Here is a 14,981-nt window from a genome sequence, read left to right as displayed (position 1 = left end):
GACGAGCATGCGCGCGCTCGCGAGGGCGTCTTTTCGACTACACTCATTCTGTGGGTTTGATCTCAACCCCGATTCGGAGATTGGCGATGCGGATTTCCTTCTCGCTCCTTCTCGTCGCGGCACTTCTCGCCGGAGTCGCGGCCGCGCCGGCGCCGGCCCGCGCCGCCTACGCGATCCCTTCCGGACACCCGAGGATCTTCTTCACGTCCGCCGACATCCCGTCGATCGCGAACCGCTGCCGCACCGGCGGCACGCACCGGCAGCATTACGAGAAGCTCCTCGCCTTCTCGGACGCCGGCATCAACGCGAACCGGACGGACGCGCTTTTCCTTCCGAACTACGCGCTCGTCTACGTCATCCACGAGCATTGGAACCAGACCGGCTACTCGGGCGGCGGCTTCGAGGTGAACAAGTACGGCAACTTCGTCCGGAACGCGCTCCTCTCCTCCTCGAGCAACTGGGGGATCGATTCCAAGGCGGCCGCGCGCGCCTTCGCCGCCGACTGGATCTGGGATCGCCTCTCGACCGCCGACATCTCGACGATCGCGCCCAAGTACGGCGCGCCCCAGACGTCGATTCCGGACGGCCACACCTGGAGGGACGCCTGTACGTGGGACCGGTTGACGCAGATGAGCCGATCGCTTCTCTATGCCGGGTCGAACGCGGACAACGGCAACTACGCCACCGAGTACCAGAAGGTTTGCTGGAACATCGAGAACGTCATGACGAAGGCGTTCGATCTTCACGGCGGAGCCGCCGCGATCGGGCCCTCGTACGAGACCGGCCACCAGTTCTGCCGCGCCTGGTTCATCGAGGCGTTCACCGTCGCCACGGGAGTCGACGGATGGACGCTCTCGGGGAAATGGCCGCTTGAGTGGGGGAAGTGGATCGCTCTTTCGACGCCTCCGCACCGCGGGACCATGGCGATGAAGGAAGACAGCCGCCCGCAGTACGGCGACGACTACCGAAACGTCGCGCTCATGGCCGCGCGAGCGAACGATCCGTACCACCAAGCGCACAATGTGAAGCAGTGGAACGATATCGTGAGCCGGAGCGCGGGCGACTATCGGAACGCGTGTATCTGGTGCTTCGTCCTCTGGTACGACCCGACGCTTCCCCCCTACAATCCCGCGACCGCCCCGAAGGCGGTGCGACTCGGAGAAGGGGGCACCGACCAGATCTACATGTGCACCGGACGCGATGCGAACGCGACGTGGGCCAACTTCGGCGCCGGGATGTATCTCTACGGCCATCAGCACCAGGACGAGGGCTCCTTCATCATCCATCGGAAGGGGAACCTCATCATCGACAGCGGCTACTACGCGCACTACTGGTCGACGGACGGCGGCAGCCACGCGTCCAACTATTTCCATCGATCGATCGCGCACAATACGGTCCACGTCTACAACCCGAACGAGATCTTCTACTGGACCGCGGGGGGCGCGGTCGTGCTGAACGAAGGGGGCCAGGTGATGCCCTCGAGCGCCCCCACCTACGCGCAGGCGACGACCGATCCCACCTTCCGCCCGGGAAAGATTCTTCGTTATGAAACGAACGATGCCTATACCTATGCGCTCGCGGATCTCGCGACCGCTTACGATCAGGAAGCGATCTCCGCGAGCCGCAACAAGCCCTTCCAGCCGAACAAGCTGACGCACATCACCCGGGAGTTCGTCTTCCTCCGCCCCGATTTCTTCGTCGTCTTCGATCGCGTCGGATCAGTGAACCCGAACTTCACGAAGGTCTGGAACGTGCACTTTCAGGCCGAGCCGACGATCCAGGGGTCCGGCGTTCAGAGGAGGGGGAACGCAGAGGCCGGCATCTGGGATTACGCGGGGGCGAGCATCGCGCGCGTGACCGATCCGAGTCCTTCGTACGGCCAGGGGAGCCTCTTCCTCAAGTCCCTCCTCCCCAAGAACCGGACGATGCGGAAGATCGGCGGGAACAACCGATCGCACGACGGATACGCGTACTGGGCCGGCGGGTTCGACGCGAACGGAAAGTACGATCCGACCAAGGGTGCGAACTACTATTGGGGCGAATGGTCCCCGGGAAGCGAGGGCGAGGAAGCGAAGGTCGTGAACCACACGATCGGCTGGGGGCGGATCGAGGTCGAGGCGACGACCCCCGCCCTCGAGGATCTCTTCCTCCACGTGCTCTATCCTTGCGACGCATCGGTTCAGTCGATGCCCGACACGCGCCTCATCGAAACCGGGAACATGGTGGGGGCCGAGATCGTGAACGACCGCGTGATCCTCTTCGGACGCGCCGAGGGGGTCGACATCGACTCGGTCACCTACTCGCTCGCCCCGGGCGACACGGCCTCTTTGCAGACGATCTGCAATCTGGCCTCGTCCGCCGTGTACCGGGTCTTCCGCGCGGGCCGCACGCTCTACCTTCGGCGTCTCGGGATGCCGGCCCCCGGCGGCGCGGAGGAGATCCTCACGCCCCCGCCGACCTCGACTCCTGCCGGGATCCTCTCGTTCACCTTCAGCGGGGAGAACGCTCTCGTTCAGATCGGGAACGTGGCCGCCTCGATTATCGGCGGCCAAACCTTCGCGGTGGCGATCGAGTGGGAGACCAATATCCCTTCCGACTCGCGCGTCGAGTACGGGCCGACCCCGGCTCTCGGCTTCTTCACTCCTCTCGATCCGGCTCTCGTGACGAGCCATTCGGTCGTCTTGACCGAGCCGGCAGCAGAGAACGATGTCCGCACCTACTTCCGCGTGCACTCCGTCGGCGCCGGCGGACAGTACGGGGTCTCCGAGACGCATAGTTTCCTCTTCGATGTCGTCCCGCCCGCCAAGGTGACCGACCTTCGCGCGGCGGAGTAGCGTCGTCCTTCGTCATCGAGTTCCGGCCGTCTCTTGGAGAAGCCGCCGCGCGTCCTCGCGGTGCGGTTCCGCCCGAAGAGCCCGCTCCAGATAGGGGACCGCCTCCGCGCCTCTTCCCGATCTCACGAGGCCGAGGCCGATCCACGTGTCGAGATCGGCGTTTTCCGGAAGCGCGCGGCGGGCCTGTAGGAGATGTTCGAGCGCCTCCTCCCACTCCCCCTTTCGGAGCAACACCCGGCCGAGATAGCTCTCGGCGGACGGATTCCCCGGGACGAGCTCCAGGAAACGTCGGAACGCCTCTTCCCCGAGATCGCCTTCTTGAAGATGAAAGCGAACGGTTCCGAGATAAAATAGCGGAGGGTCAAGCGTCGGATCGAGACGGACCGCCGCCTCGAGATGAGGTTTCGCCTCACGATACTCCCCGCGCCCCCAAAGGAGGATCCCGAGGTTCGAGCGGGCCACCGCGTTGTCCGGGCGCTTCCGGGCCGCCCGATCGAAGAGTCGGTGCGCCGCCTCCGGGGCGCCCCTCTCCGCCATCACCCAAGCAAGCCCCACGATCTTCGGCTTCCTACCCCAGTAGTGATGCGGATCGTCCGCGATCATTCGCGCGACCCGCTCTGCTCCCCGTTCGACCGTCGTGTTGCCGGCAACCCACGGGATCAGAAAGAAGAGGCCGAGTCCTCCCGCGAGCGTCGCAAGGGACGGGATTCTCCTCGGAGAAGCTCGAACGAGCGCGCGAGCCGACACCCAGAGCGCAAGCGGCGCGACGAAGAGCGAGAGAAGATCCCAGTCCCTCGGGCCGAGAAACGGACGGACGACGAGCGAGAGAGCGATGCCCGCGAGGGACGCGACGCGGAGGAAGCGGAAGAACGCCTCGTGTCGTGTCTCGCCTTCGCCCTTCTCCGAGCGGCGGAGAAGAAAGAGAAGGATCGGAACCGGCGCGAGAAGGAGCGCGAAGTTGAGGGAGAAGAGGAGATGGTCGCGCGAGAGGATTCCGTAAGGCGCCTCCTCGCCGATTGCGATCCACGGATGAAACTGGTGCACGAGGCGCGCCTGCGCAAGCGAGGGGGGGACGAGAAAGAGAAGAACGAGGCCGATCTCGGGAAGACGCGCGCGGGCCTTCCCGAGCAACGAGCCGTTCGACCGGGGCCAAAGAACGAGAAGCGCGGGGAGAAGCGCGAGAACCGCCCAGTGCGCGGCGGCGGCAAGAGCGAAGAACGTTGCCGCGGGGATCCTGCTCCCCCCGCGAAGAAGAACCCGCGATCCCTCGGCCAAGAAGGCGAGAAGGAGAAGATGGGCGAGCGCGTAGTTCTCCACGTACCCGAAGAAGAGCTGCATTGTCCCGACGGTGAGCGGGACCGCGGCGAGGAGAAGGACCGCGCCCCGCGTTTGTTCGGGATGAAGCGCGGGGGCGACCGCGCGGGCCCATCGGACCACCCAACACGCGAAGAGCACCCCCGCCGCGCACGAGAGGAGAACGAACACGAACTCCTCGCCCACGCCGAGCGCGCGAACCAGGCGGAAGAGCGCCCGATGAACAAAGAGCGTTCCCATCCCCGGCCTTGTCACGATCGGATCTTCGTCCCGTTCGAGAAGCGTGATGACGAGCCAGCCGTCGCCGAGAAAGTGGTTCTTCGAGCGGAAGGCGTAGAAGAGACCGAAAAGGAGAAGAGCGAGCGCCCCCTCGCCGGCCGGACCGGGAACGCGCGCCCTCCGGAGGAAGGCGGCGGCCCTCTCGCCGCTGCGCGCGTGAACCGGAAGAGCGGCGATCGAGAGGCCGAAGACGATCCATGCAATCCGAGCCGCGGACCCGAGATCGGCTCCGTTCGAGAGCGACCAAAGATGCGTCGAGGGACGGAACGAGAAGAAGACATACGCGATCGCGAGAAGAGCGGCGGCCGCGATCGTCCGGTTCATGCGCTCCTTCGAGCGCCGCGCGCGCCTTGCGAGAGAAGAACGTCGATCCCCGAGAGAGAGCGCGCGACGAGATAGAGGGCGGACCTCGCGAGGAAGAGAGGGAAGCGGGCGATGGAGCGATCCCCGCGCGCGATCGCCGTCGCGAGGATCGGGATCGCCGCGCCGAGAGCGAGGACGATTCCCGCGGGGCGGAGCGCGCCGGCCGCCGCGAGAGCCGCGCTCGCGGCGAGCGAGACAAGAACGAGCGACCCGAGCACGGCCGGACGCGAGCGGAGAAAACACCCCCACGACTGGAAGTCGCCTCGCCCGTGCCATCGTTCCCTTCGAAAGTACTCGCCGAATGTCTTCGGATACCCGCGGTGAAAGGCAAGGAAGTCCGGACGCGGCTCGATGCGGATCCCGCGCGCCGAGGCGCGCGCGCAGAAATCGTGATCCTCGCCGGTCGCGAGCCGCGGATCGAAACCCCCGACGCTCTCGAAGACGTCGCGCGTGACGATCAGATTGCCGCTCGGAATGTAGGAGGGCGCGCGCGACGGCCGACGAAACGCGAGGATCGTCTCCAGGCGGCCTGCGTCGGGCGGGACGGCGGCCGGAAAGCCGGTGATCAAGCCGATCGGCTTCTCGCGGACGATCGCGCCGAGCGCGGTCCGCCAGGAAGGCGCGACCTCGCAGTCGGCGTCGAGGAAGCAAAGGATCGAGGACGAGGCCGCCTCGGCGCCCAGATTGCGAAGGGTGCCGATCGTCCCTTCCGGCGCACGGAGAACCCGCGCCCCCTTCGACGCCGCGATCTCCGCGGTCCGGTCTTCCGAACGATCGTCGATCACGAGGATCGCGCCGCTCGCCCCGATCTCCTCGTCGAGACCGCGAAGCGCGTCGAGCGTTCTCCCGATCGCGCGTTCCTCGTCGCGCGCCGGAATGACGATCGCGTAGTCCCGGCTCATGAAGGCTCGCTCCGGTTCGCTCGCACGAGCGCCGCAGCCTCTTCCTCGTACACTCGAACGTACTCCTCGATCATGCGCGATGCGGAGAACTCGTCGGTTTCGCTCGAAGAGAACCGCTCGCGTGGGCGCCGCGGGAAGAAGCGGATCCCTCGGAGCGCTTCCGCGAGCGCCGCGGCGTCTCCCGGCTCCACGAGAAGCCCGTCCTCCGCGGAGACCGCCTCTGCGATCCCTCCGGTTCGGCTCGCCACGATCGGAACCCCGAGAGCGCGCGCCTCGAGAAGCGCCATCGGCATTCCTTCGTGCCGAGAGGGCATGACGAGAGCATCGAGACAACCGATGACACGGTCCGCGTCGTCGCGATGCCCGAGGAAGAGGACGCGGTCGGCGATGCCGAGCTCTTCCGCGCGCCGCTCGAGCTCCTCGCGCAAGGGCCCGTCCCCGACGAGAAGATATCGATGCTCCGGGCGGTCCGGCGCGAAACGGGCGGCCGCGTCGAGAAGGACGTCGAGCCCCTTCACCGGAACGAGCCTTCCGACGGCGCCGAAGAGAACGGTCCCTCCGGGTAGACCGAGCTCGCGAAGCAACCCCTCGCGATCACACGATCTCGGAAGGCGGTCCCTCTCGATCCCGTTTCGAATCCGAACGAGGCGCGCGCGGCCGGTCCGCCCGCGCAAGCGATCCTCGATCTCGCCGGACACGGCGACGAGAACGTGCGTCCCCAGGCGGATCACGAACCGTTCGATCGCGCGGAGAGCGCGCGCGCGGATCTTTCTCGCGGGGGGCGGGGGTTCGGGAAGACCGTGGAGCGTCCGGACGACGCGCGTGCGTGTCCCGCGCGCGGCAAGCGCGCCGAGAACATGCTCCTTGTAGCCGTGGGCGTGGAGCACGTGCGGGTTCGTTTCCCCTAGGATTCGCTGAAGGGCGCGTGCGATCGCGCGGGGGCCGTGCGTCCGCTCGTCGACGAGATCGACGCGAAGGCCCGCCGCGCGGAACTCCTCGAGAAGACGCCCCTCGCGGAAGACGACGGCGCTCCCCTCGATTCGGGAAGAGACGGCGATCCCCCGCGCGAGGGCGGCGGAGACCGCCTCCTTCCCTCCCCAGAGATCTCCCGAACAGATCTGACAGACCCGCGTCTTCTTCATGTCGGCCCGCGCGCCGATCGAACGCCGCCGATCTCCTTTAGGTCCGAACCACATCTCTCGCCGCCGTCCGCCGCGGCCGATCGTAGCACGCCGCTCGCGGACCGCTCAGCGGAAAAGCGCCCCCGGGCCGGCCTCCGGCGTCCGAACGCGCCCCGCCGAGGAGGTCGATTCCCCCGCTCGGAACTGGTACAATTCCGCCATTCGAAGTCGGCGCGGAAGCGTCGCCGGTCCACCCGCCGCGGCGGAGAAGAAGGAGGCCGATGGTGAAGAAAGTCATCGGGGCGGTCGGCAAGAACGCGTCGGGGAAGGACACGGTTCTCGACATCCTCGCTAAGCACTACGGGGTCCCGTTGATCTCGATGGGAGACATCGTCCGCGACATCGCGCACGAGAAGGGGATCGAGCCGACGAGGGAGAGCCTCAACGAGATCTCCCGCTCGCACTTCGAGAAGCACGGACCGGACTACTTCATCAAGACGGTGATCGATCGGATCGACGCCTCCGGCGCCCCTTTCACGGTGGTGGCCGGCATTCGAACGTATCTCGACGCCAAGAGCCTGCGCGATCGCTATGGACGCGATTTCCTCCTCATTCATGTCGTCGTTTCGGATGACACAGTCCGCATGCGGCGGGCGACCGAGCGCGGAACCCCGCGCGACCCGAAGACGATGGAGGAGCTTCATGAGCACGATGCGCGCGAAGAGAGGATCTTCGGCATCGAGAAGGCCGCGACGCTCGCCACATCCAGGATCGCCAACGACGACGGTCTCGCGGAGCTGGAGGAGAAGGTCGAGCGGTGGGTCGCGGAGAACCTGCCGGGGCTCGCGGGAAAGGGGGGATCGCGCGCGTAAGGAGCCTTCCCCGCCCTCTCGCGCGGTCCGGTGGTGTCTCGGCTCATGAGCCGTCCGGAAACGACGCGCGTTCTCCTCCCCCTCGCGGCGATCTATCTTCTCGCGCTCCTCGTTCAGATCCTTTATGTCCTTTCGATTCGCGGCGAGCCGACCTTCCGATCGCCGATCGTGGACGGCGCGGTGTATCTCGCCGATGCGCGGGCGTTCCGCGAGAGCGGGAGCCTCCCGGAGGCGCCGTTCCGCTACGCCCCTCTCTACCCGGTCCTCCTCGGGATTTGGCACGCGCTCGCGGGGGGCGATCTTCTCGCGACGCACATCCTCCAGGTCCTCTTCTCCTCGCTCGCCGCGCCTCTCGCCGCGCTCCTCGCGACCGCCGTCTTCGGGCGCGCGGAGGGGATCCTCGCGGGTCTTCTCTCGGCGCTCTACTGGCCTTTCCTCTATTTCGGCGGGGAGCTTCTTTCCGAACCGGTCTTCCTTCCGATCCTCCTCGGCTTCCTCGTCCTTGTCGCGCGCGAGGGAGGAAAGAGGCGGACACTCGGCGCGGGGATCCTCCTCGGGATCGCGTCGGCCGCGCGGCCGAACGCGCTTCTTCTTCTTCCCGCCTTCGCGCTCCGCGAGATCATCCGCCGGCGCGTCCGGCGAGGGCTCCTCCTCGCGGCCGGATGCGCGATCCCGCTCCTTCCCGTCTTCGCGTACAACCTCGCCGCGGGGAAGGACGCGGTGCTCGTCTCGACGAGCGCCGGGATCAACTTCTACATCGGGAACAATGAACATGCGAACGGACGCGACTCGGACTTCCCCGGAATCGTGCAGTGGACCTTCGAGAAGATCCACCGCCTCGCGGAGATCGAGAAGGGGAGACCCCTCCGGCCCTCGGAGGTCTCCGGTTTCTACATGCGCAAGGGGCTCGCGTTCGCCGCCGAGAAGCCGGGCGCCTTCCTCGCGCTGAACGCGCGGAAGCTCGCGCACCTCTTTTCCTCGTACGAGATCCCGAACATCGAGGACCCGAACTTCTACCGAGGGCGCTCGCGCATCCTCTCCTTCCCGCTCCTCTTCTCCTTCGGGATCGTCGCGCCTCTCGCCGTCGCCGGGATCCTCGGACGGCGGCGCCGGGAGCGCGAGGGGCCCCTCCTCCTCGCCGGAGCGGTGTACGTCTTCTCGATCGTTCTCTTCTTCGTGAACGCGAGGTACCGGCTCCCTCTCGTCCCGATCCTCGTCGTGTACGCCTCGGCGGGGCTCGCCGCGATCGTCCGGGCGCGGCGCGGCCCCCGAGGGACGCTCGTACGCCTTCTCGCCCTCCTCGCCGCGGCTCTTCTCCTCGTCAACTGGAACCCGAGCGAGCCGGAGAGGGACGAATCACAAACCCGTTTCAACGAGGGATGGGCCGCGCAGAAAAACGGGGACTTCGAGCGGGCGCTCGAGGAATACGCGCGCGTGGACCGATCGAGCGATTGGTACGCCCCCGCGCTCAACAACCGCGCGGTCCTCGAGATGACGCGGGACGATCTCGACGCGGCGATCGAGGATTTGCTTCATGCGGTGGCGATCGATTCGACGTATTTCGACGCATGGTCGAATCTGGGCCGCGCCTGCTATCGAGCCGGCCGAATGCGCGAGGCGGCGGAGGCGTTCGAGCGGGCCGCGCGGCTCTGGCCGCACGATCCCTCCTTCCACGCGAACCTCGGCCTCGCTCGAAAGGCGGAGGGGGATCTCGAGGGGGCGGCGCGGGCCTTCGGCGCGGCGCTCGAGGCGGACGAGACGTACCGGAGCGCGCGCCTCCATCTTGCCGAGATCCTGCTCGCCGGGGAGCGCCCCGCGGAGGCGCTTCCCCATCTCGAGCGCGCCCTTCGCGAGGAGCGGGGGGACGCCGCGGCGAGGTGGCTCCTCGGGAACGCGCTCGCCGGAGTCGGGCGGACCGAGGAAGCTGAGGCCGCCTGGCGGGAGGTTCTCCGGATCGCGCCGGGTTCGCCTCTCGCGGAGAGGGCGCGGGCGGCGCTCGGGAGCGATCCTCCCGGAGATTGAGCCGCCGATCCCCTTCCGATAGACTCGGAAACCGCGATGGAAGCCGCACCGATCATCCCCTACCGGAACATCCTCGTCATCCAGACCGGGTTCGTCGGCGACATGGTGCTCACGACCCCTCTCCTCCGCGAGCTCCGGCGGGCGGCCCCGGAAGCCGCGATCGCGCTCCTCCACGCGCCGAGAACTGCGGGGATCGTGCGGCGATCGCCTCACATCGACGACCGGATCGTCTTCGACAAGCGGGGGAGCGAGAGGGGCGCGCGGGCCTCGGCGCGGCTCGCCCGAGACCTTCGCCGGAGACGCTTCGATCTCGTGATCTCCGCGCATCGCTCCCTTCGGAGCGGATGGCTCGCCCTCGCGACGGGGGCCGGGCGAAGAATCGGCTTCGACCACCCCCCGAGCGCGGTTTTCTACACCGACACGGTCCCGTACAGCCGATGGGAGTCGACTTTCGTTCGGCGCAAACTCCGCCTGCTCGAACCGCTCGGCATCGAGGCGAAGGACGAGCGGACCGAGGCTTACTTCAACGAGGAAGACGCGGCGGCGGCCGAGGATCTTCTTCGTGCATCAAGTGTTCATCCCCCCTTCGCCGTCCTCGCGCTCGGCTCGGCCTGGCCGACGAAGAGGTGGCCGGGGGTTCGTTTCGGCGAGCTGGCCGCGATCCTCGCTCGGCGCGGAATGCAGAGCGTGCTCGTCGGCGGGGCGGAGGACGCGGGGGCGGCGGATGAGGCCGCGCGGGCCGGACCGGCCGTCGATTGGACCGGAAGGACTTCTCTCGAGGTCCTCGCCGCGCTTCTCTCGCGCGCCGCCCTCTTCGTCGGGAACGACTCGGGCGCCCTCCACCTCGCGTGCGCCGCGGGGACCCCGGCGGTCGCCCTCTTCGGGCCGACCGGCCCCGAGCAGTTTCGTTTCGACGGGAAGGTCCTCGTCGTTCGAAGCGACGCGCCGTGCGCCCCCTGCTCCGACCACGGCTCGCGCGAGTGCCCCCTCGGGAATTGGATCTGCCTTCCCGGAATCGACGCGGACCGGATCGCGCGCGAGGCGGAACGGTTGTTGGAAGGAGCAGAGCCCCGCCGGGGGCCGGGAGGATCTCCCGGTGCGTGAGACGCGGGCGAAGATCGTTGATGCAAAAACGATCGCCGTGATCCGGACCGACCGGATGGGAGACCTCATCCTCACGACCCCCCTGTTCCAGGCGATCAAGGAGGCCTCGCCCGAGGCGCGCGTGCTCTCGTTCGCCTCGCCCTACGCGGCGCCCGTCATCGAGCGGAACCCGCACGTCGACGAGACGATCCTCTGGAGGAACGACGCGCGGGAGATGTCGCGCGCCCTCGCCGCCCGCCGCCCCGAGGCGGCGATCCTCTTGAACCCCTCCTTTCGGGCGTGCGCGGCCGTTTGGAGAGCGGGGATCCCGTTTCGAACGGGACCTCTCTCGCGCCCTTCGTCGTTCCTCTTTCTGAACCGAGGAATCCGCCAGACGCGCTCCCGCTCGCCGCGCCATCAGTCGGAGCTCGACGCGGCGTTCGCCCCTCTCGTGACCGGCGGGCGCGCGTGCGGCGCGTCCTCTCCCCTCCTCTTTCTCGCGGAGAGCGAGCGCGAGGAGGGGGCGCGCCTTCTCGAGCGGTGCGGCGCGGGGGGAAGAAGCCCTCTCGCGGGCCTCCACGCGGGCTCCGGCGACTCCGCTCTCCGCTGGCCGGAGGAGCACGACCTCCTCCTCGGACGTCTTCTCCGCGACGACGGATGGTCGATTGTTCTTACCGGAAGCGCCTCCGAGCGCCCGCGCGCCGAGCGCCTCGCGCGCGCGATCGGCCCCGGCGCGTTCGTCGCCGCCGGAGGGGGAACCCTCCGCTCCTTCTTCGGTCTTCTTTCACACCTCAACCTATTCATCGCGCCGAGCACGGGTCCCCTCCACGCGGCGGCCGCGCTCGGCGTTCCGGTCGCGTCCCCCTACCCGCCTCTTCCCTCGCAGAGCCCGGCTCGATGGGGACCGCGGACGGAGCGCGCCGCGGTGCTCGTCCCGCCGGTCGAATGCCCGGCGCGCATTCGATGCAAAGGCGCGCGCTGCCCGCACCATCCTTGCATGGAGCGGATCGACCCGCGCGATCTCCGCGAGGCGATCCGCGCGCGCGTCGAACAGGAGGCTCGACCGGCATGAGGGAGGCGCTCTCCGTCGTCATCATCACGAGAAACGAGGAGGACGAGATCGAGGAGTGCCTTCGGAGCGTCTCCTGGGCGGACGAGATCGTGCTCGTCGACTCTCATTCGAGCGATCGGACCGTGGAGATCGCGAGGCGCTTCACCGACCGGATCCATCAGCGGGCGTTCTCGGGGTTCACCGACCAGAAGCAATGGGCGACCGACCGCGCGCGGGGGCCCTGGATTCTCAACATCGACGCCGACGAGAGGGTCCCCGAGGCGCTCCGCGCAGAGATCGAAGCGGTCCTCGAGCAAGGAACATCCTCGGCCGGCTTCCGCATCCCGCGGCTCACCTGGTATCTCGGACGCTTCGTCCGCCACGGCACGTGGTATCCGGACCGGAAGCTCCGGCTCTTCCGCAAGGACCGCGGGCGATGGACGGGGGGGAGCGTGCATGAGAGCGTCGCGATCGACGGCCCGGCCGGCGCGCTCCGGAACCCGATCCTCCACTACTCGTTCCGCACGCTCGCGGACCACTTCTCCACGATCGACCGCTTCACGCGTCTCGCGGCCGAGGACCTCGCCGCGAAGGGAGAGGGTGGATCCGTTCTCCGTCTTCTCGTCCATCCGCCCGCGACGTTCGTAAAGAGCTTGATCCTCCGGTTCGGCTTCCTGGACGGTTGGCGCGGGTTTCTCATCGCCGCGCTCTCGGCGCGTCATTCGTACCTCAAGTATGCCCGCGTGCGGGAGGCGCTGCGCGCGAAACGAACACGGGGAGTCGAACGATGACGCAGCATGAGAAGCCCGCCCTCGCCGTCGCCTGCTCCTCCCCCTCGTGGGGAGGAATGGAGATGGAGGCGGTTCTCTCCGCCGCCGCGCTCGCGAAGCGCGGGTATCCGGTTCTCTTCCTCGCGGGAAGGGGAACTCCCATCGAGCGGGAGGCGCGCGAGCGGGATCTCGCGGTCTTCCCGATTCTCTCGGGAAGCTACATCGCTCCCCTCACAGTCCTTCGCGCCGCTCGGCTCTTCCGGAAGAACGCCGTCCGGGTCGTCCACGCCGAGTACTCGAAGGATCTCTGGACCCTCGTTCCGGCGGCGCGCCTGGCCGGAGGGGTTCCGGTGATCCTCACGAAGCACGTCGCCTCTTCGATCGACAAGAAGGACCCGGCTCATCGCTTCCTCTTCTCGCGCACGGCGCGCGTCGTCTCGATCTCCTCGGCGATCCGGGAGAACTTGTTGAAAAGGACGCCGATCCCTCCCGAGCGGATCGTGACGATCCCGAACGGGGTCGATCTTCAACGCTTCAAGGATGGAAGATCCTTCCGCGCGGAGGTGCGCGCCGAGTTCGGGATCCGCATGGACGCGCCGCTCGTCGGCCTCGTCGGGCGGATCTCGCGGGGAAAGGGACATCTCGAGTTCCTCCGGGCGGCGGCGGCGGTGAAGGAGCGCGTCCCCGGCGCCCGCTTCCTCGTCGTCGGTTCCGTCACGAAGGGAGAAGAGGCGACCGCGCGCGCGGTGGAGGCGTTCGTGCGCGAGGCGGGTCTCGAGGAGGACGTTCGGTTCACCGGCTTCCGCAGCGATATTCCGAGAATCCTATCCGCGCTCGATGTACTTGCCGTCCCGTCCCGCTCCGAGGCGTTCGGGATCGTCGCCGTCGAGGGGATGGCCGCGGGTCTTCCGATCGTCGCGAGCGGATGTGCCGGAATCCTCGACATCGTCAGGGACGGCGAAACCGGAATCCTCTTCCCTCCCGATGATGTGGAGAAGCTCGCCGAGGCCCTCGTCCGAATTCTCGAAGATCCCGATCGTGGACGCGCGATGGGAGAGAGAGGACGAAGACGCGCGGAGGATCTCTTCGATCGAAGGAAGAAGACCGACCGAATGGAGGCGATGTTTCAAGAGGTGTGGGAGGAACGCCGCCTCGCCGCCGGAAGGCGCCGCGAGGAGTTCTCGGGACGAGCGCCCTCGCGCATCTGGACGAACCGCCACGGGCTCCTTCGCGTTCCTTGGAGGATCGCGCTCTTCCTTCTCCTCGGCTTCTCGCTCTCGGCAGCCTCGGTCCTTCTCCTCGCTCCGCTGCTTCGCTCGCTTCTCGGCCGGGACGACGCGCTCGGGGTGCAAGGCATCCCTCTCTCGCTCGCCGCCGCCGGATACGTTCTCGGGATCGCCGCGGTCTTCGTCTCGGGGGCGTTATTGGCGCGCCGCTTCGACCGGCGCCCGGCCGCGAGCCTCGGCCTCGGTCTCCACCCGAGATGGATCCGGGATCTCGCGCACGGGCTTCTCCTCGGAACTCTCCTGATCGGCGCCGTCGCCGGCGTGTCGGCCGCGGCGGGGACGCTCTCTCTCACCCCTGCCGGTCGGGACCTCCCGGCGGCGCTCGGCGACACCGTCCGCGTCTTCCTCCTCTTCGCGCTGGTCGCGGTCTTCGAGGAGCTCCTGTTCCGCGGATACCTGCTCCAAGTCCTCGCCGAGGGGATCGGAAAGGCCCGGGCCGCGATTCTCCTTTCCGCGGCCTTCGGGCTCACCCACGCCTTCAACACGGGAGGCACCGCCGCGGGCGCGCTTGCAACCGGATGCGCGGGACTCCTCCTCTCGATCGCCTACTTCCGCACGAGGAGTCTCTGGCTCCCGATCGGGATCCACACGACGTGGAACTTTGTTCTCGGGTGGATCCTCGCGGCGCCGGTGAGCGGCGAGGTCATGAAGAACACACCGTTTATCTATCGACCATCAGGACCTGAATGGATGACGGGCGGAGCGTTCGGCCCGGAGGCCGGCCTCCCCGCGCTCGCCGGCATGGGGCTTCTCGCGCTCTACCTCGCGCGCTCGAAGAGGGTTCGCGCCACGGAGGAAGCGCTCCGCGCGTTCCCGCCCCCGGAAGAGAGAGTGTAGCTAGGCTAGCGTTCGCGGTCCTTCTTGGCGCCGCTCGCCCCTCGCACGCGCTCGGTCTCGGCGGGAATGTCGATTCGGAAACGGCGGACGACGCGGCCGAAGCGGCGCTCGATCGCCCGGCGCCTCTCGTTTCTGCGAAGCGCCGATCGGTCTCTATGTTCACCCGCTCGCAGGTTGTCGGATCGGGCGTGTCGGAATCCGGTCATCAGCGAACACCGCCTTTCGAAAGGGCGTGGTCTCTCGGCTC

General features: G+C 67.8%; 11 protein-coding genes. 7 read left to right on the top strand and 4 right to left on the bottom strand.

The genetic code is table 11. From position 1 onward, the window contains the following. The first annotated feature begins 86 nt into the window (after positions 1-86). Positions 87-2,834: a heparinase II/III family protein gene (locus tag FJY73_00940; GenBank protein ID MBM3319230.1), complete on the top strand. Its 2,748-nt coding sequence runs from the start codon at positions 87-89 to the stop codon at positions 2,832-2,834. A 12-nt stretch (positions 2,835-2,846) separates the two neighbouring features. Here FJY73_00940 and FJY73_00935 read toward each other — a convergent pair whose 3' ends face one another. Genes FJY73_00935 through FJY73_00925 form a run of 3 tightly spaced genes read right to left on the bottom strand, consistent with a single transcriptional unit; the run spans position 2,847 to position 6,834 of the window. Further along, positions 2,847-4,751, bottom strand: a complete 1,905-nt coding sequence (locus FJY73_00935) for a tetratricopeptide repeat protein (protein MBM3319229.1) — start codon at positions 4,749-4,751, stop codon at positions 2,847-2,849. Continuing rightward, positions 4,748-5,692, bottom strand: coding sequence for a glycosyltransferase (locus FJY73_00930; protein MBM3319228.1), 945 nt, complete (start codon positions 5,690-5,692; stop codon positions 4,748-4,750). The genes FJY73_00935 and FJY73_00930 overlap by 4 nt, the downstream gene beginning before the upstream one ends. Beyond that, the gene (locus FJY73_00925; GenBank protein MBM3319227.1) at positions 5,689-6,834 is read right to left on the bottom strand and encodes a glycosyltransferase; all 1,146 of its coding nucleotides are present in this window, start codon (positions 6,832-6,834) and stop codon (positions 5,689-5,691) included. The genes FJY73_00930 and FJY73_00925 overlap by 4 nt, the downstream gene beginning before the upstream one ends. 260 nt (positions 6,835-7,094) lie before the next feature. Between FJY73_00925 and FJY73_00920 the strand changes: the two genes are divergently transcribed. Genes FJY73_00920 through FJY73_00895 form a run of 6 tightly spaced genes read left to right on the top strand, consistent with a single transcriptional unit; the run spans position 7,095 to position 14,734 of the window. Then, on the top strand, positions 7,095-7,685 hold the full coding sequence (locus tag FJY73_00920; protein MBM3319226.1) for an AAA family ATPase: 591 nt from the start codon (positions 7,095-7,097) through the stop codon (positions 7,683-7,685). A gap of 45 nt (positions 7,686-7,730) precedes the next feature. Beyond that, entirely contained in the window at positions 7,731-9,707 is a 1,977-nt protein-coding gene (locus FJY73_00915) for a tetratricopeptide repeat protein (protein ID MBM3319225.1), read from the top strand. A gap of 36 nt (positions 9,708-9,743) precedes the next feature. Then, positions 9,744-10,811, top strand: coding sequence for a glycosyltransferase family 9 protein (locus FJY73_00910; protein ID MBM3319224.1), 1,068 nt, complete (start codon positions 9,744-9,746; stop codon positions 10,809-10,811). Further along, on the top strand, positions 10,804-11,862 hold the full coding sequence (locus FJY73_00905; GenBank protein MBM3319223.1) for a glycosyltransferase family 9 protein: 1,059 nt from the start codon (positions 10,804-10,806) through the stop codon (positions 11,860-11,862). Before FJY73_00910 ends, FJY73_00905 begins: the two co-directional genes overlap by 8 nt. Then, positions 11,859-12,632, top strand: a complete 774-nt coding sequence (locus FJY73_00900; protein MBM3319222.1) for a glycosyltransferase family 2 protein — start codon at positions 11,859-11,861, stop codon at positions 12,630-12,632. Before FJY73_00905 ends, FJY73_00900 begins: the two co-directional genes overlap by 4 nt. Continuing rightward, positions 12,629-14,734 carry a glycosyltransferase gene (locus FJY73_00895; GenBank protein ID MBM3319221.1) on the top strand — a complete coding sequence of 702 codons (2,106 nt, stop codon included), beginning with the start codon at positions 12,629-12,631 and terminating at the stop codon, positions 14,732-14,734. The genes FJY73_00900 and FJY73_00895 overlap by 4 nt, the downstream gene beginning before the upstream one ends. Before the next feature lie 5 nt (positions 14,735-14,739). On the opposite strand, the gene FJY73_00890 is transcribed toward FJY73_00895, so the two are convergent. After that, positions 14,740-14,940: a hypothetical protein gene (locus FJY73_00890; protein ID MBM3319220.1), complete on the bottom strand. Its 201-nt coding sequence runs from the start codon at positions 14,938-14,940 to the stop codon at positions 14,740-14,742. Positions 14,941-14,981 lie beyond the last annotated feature (41 nt).

This window comes from Candidatus Eisenbacteria bacterium (assembly GCA_016867715.1).
Classification (GTDB): Bacteria; Orphanbacterota; Orphanbacteria; order Orphanbacterales; family Orphanbacteraceae; genus VGIW01.
Note: the sequence above shows the minus strand (reverse complement) of the source record. Positions and strands in the feature narration are given on the sequence as shown.

Bases quoted from the DNA above. Each gene is read 5' to 3' on its own strand.
- FJY73_00940 (MBM3319230.1), top strand. From the start codon at position 87: ATGCGGATTTCCTTCTCGCTCCTTCTCGTCGCGGCACTTCTCGCCGGA.
- FJY73_00935 (MBM3319229.1), bottom strand. From the start codon at position 4,751: ATGAACCGGACGATCGCGGCCGCCGCTCTTCTCGCGATCGCGTATGTC.
- FJY73_00930 (MBM3319228.1), bottom strand. From the start codon at position 5,692: ATGAGCCGGGACTACGCGATCGTCATTCCGGCGCGCGACGAGGAACGC.
- FJY73_00925 (MBM3319227.1), bottom strand. From the start codon at position 6,834: ATGAAGAAGACGCGGGTCTGTCAGATCTGTTCGGGAGATCTCTGGGGA.
- FJY73_00920 (MBM3319226.1), top strand. From the start codon at position 7,095: ATGGTGAAGAAAGTCATCGGGGCGGTCGGCAAGAACGCGTCGGGGAAG.
- FJY73_00915 (MBM3319225.1), top strand. From the start codon at position 7,731: ATGAGCCGTCCGGAAACGACGCGCGTTCTCCTCCCCCTCGCGGCGATC.
- FJY73_00910 (MBM3319224.1), top strand. From the start codon at position 9,744: ATGGAAGCCGCACCGATCATCCCCTACCGGAACATCCTCGTCATCCAG.
- FJY73_00900 (MBM3319222.1), top strand. From the start codon at position 11,859: ATGAGGGAGGCGCTCTCCGTCGTCATCATCACGAGAAACGAGGAGGAC.
- FJY73_00895 (MBM3319221.1), top strand. From the start codon at position 12,629: ATGACGCAGCATGAGAAGCCCGCCCTCGCCGTCGCCTGCTCCTCCCCC.
- FJY73_00890 (MBM3319220.1), bottom strand. From the start codon at position 14,940: ATGACCGGATTCCGACACGCCCGATCCGACAACCTGCGAGCGGGTGAA.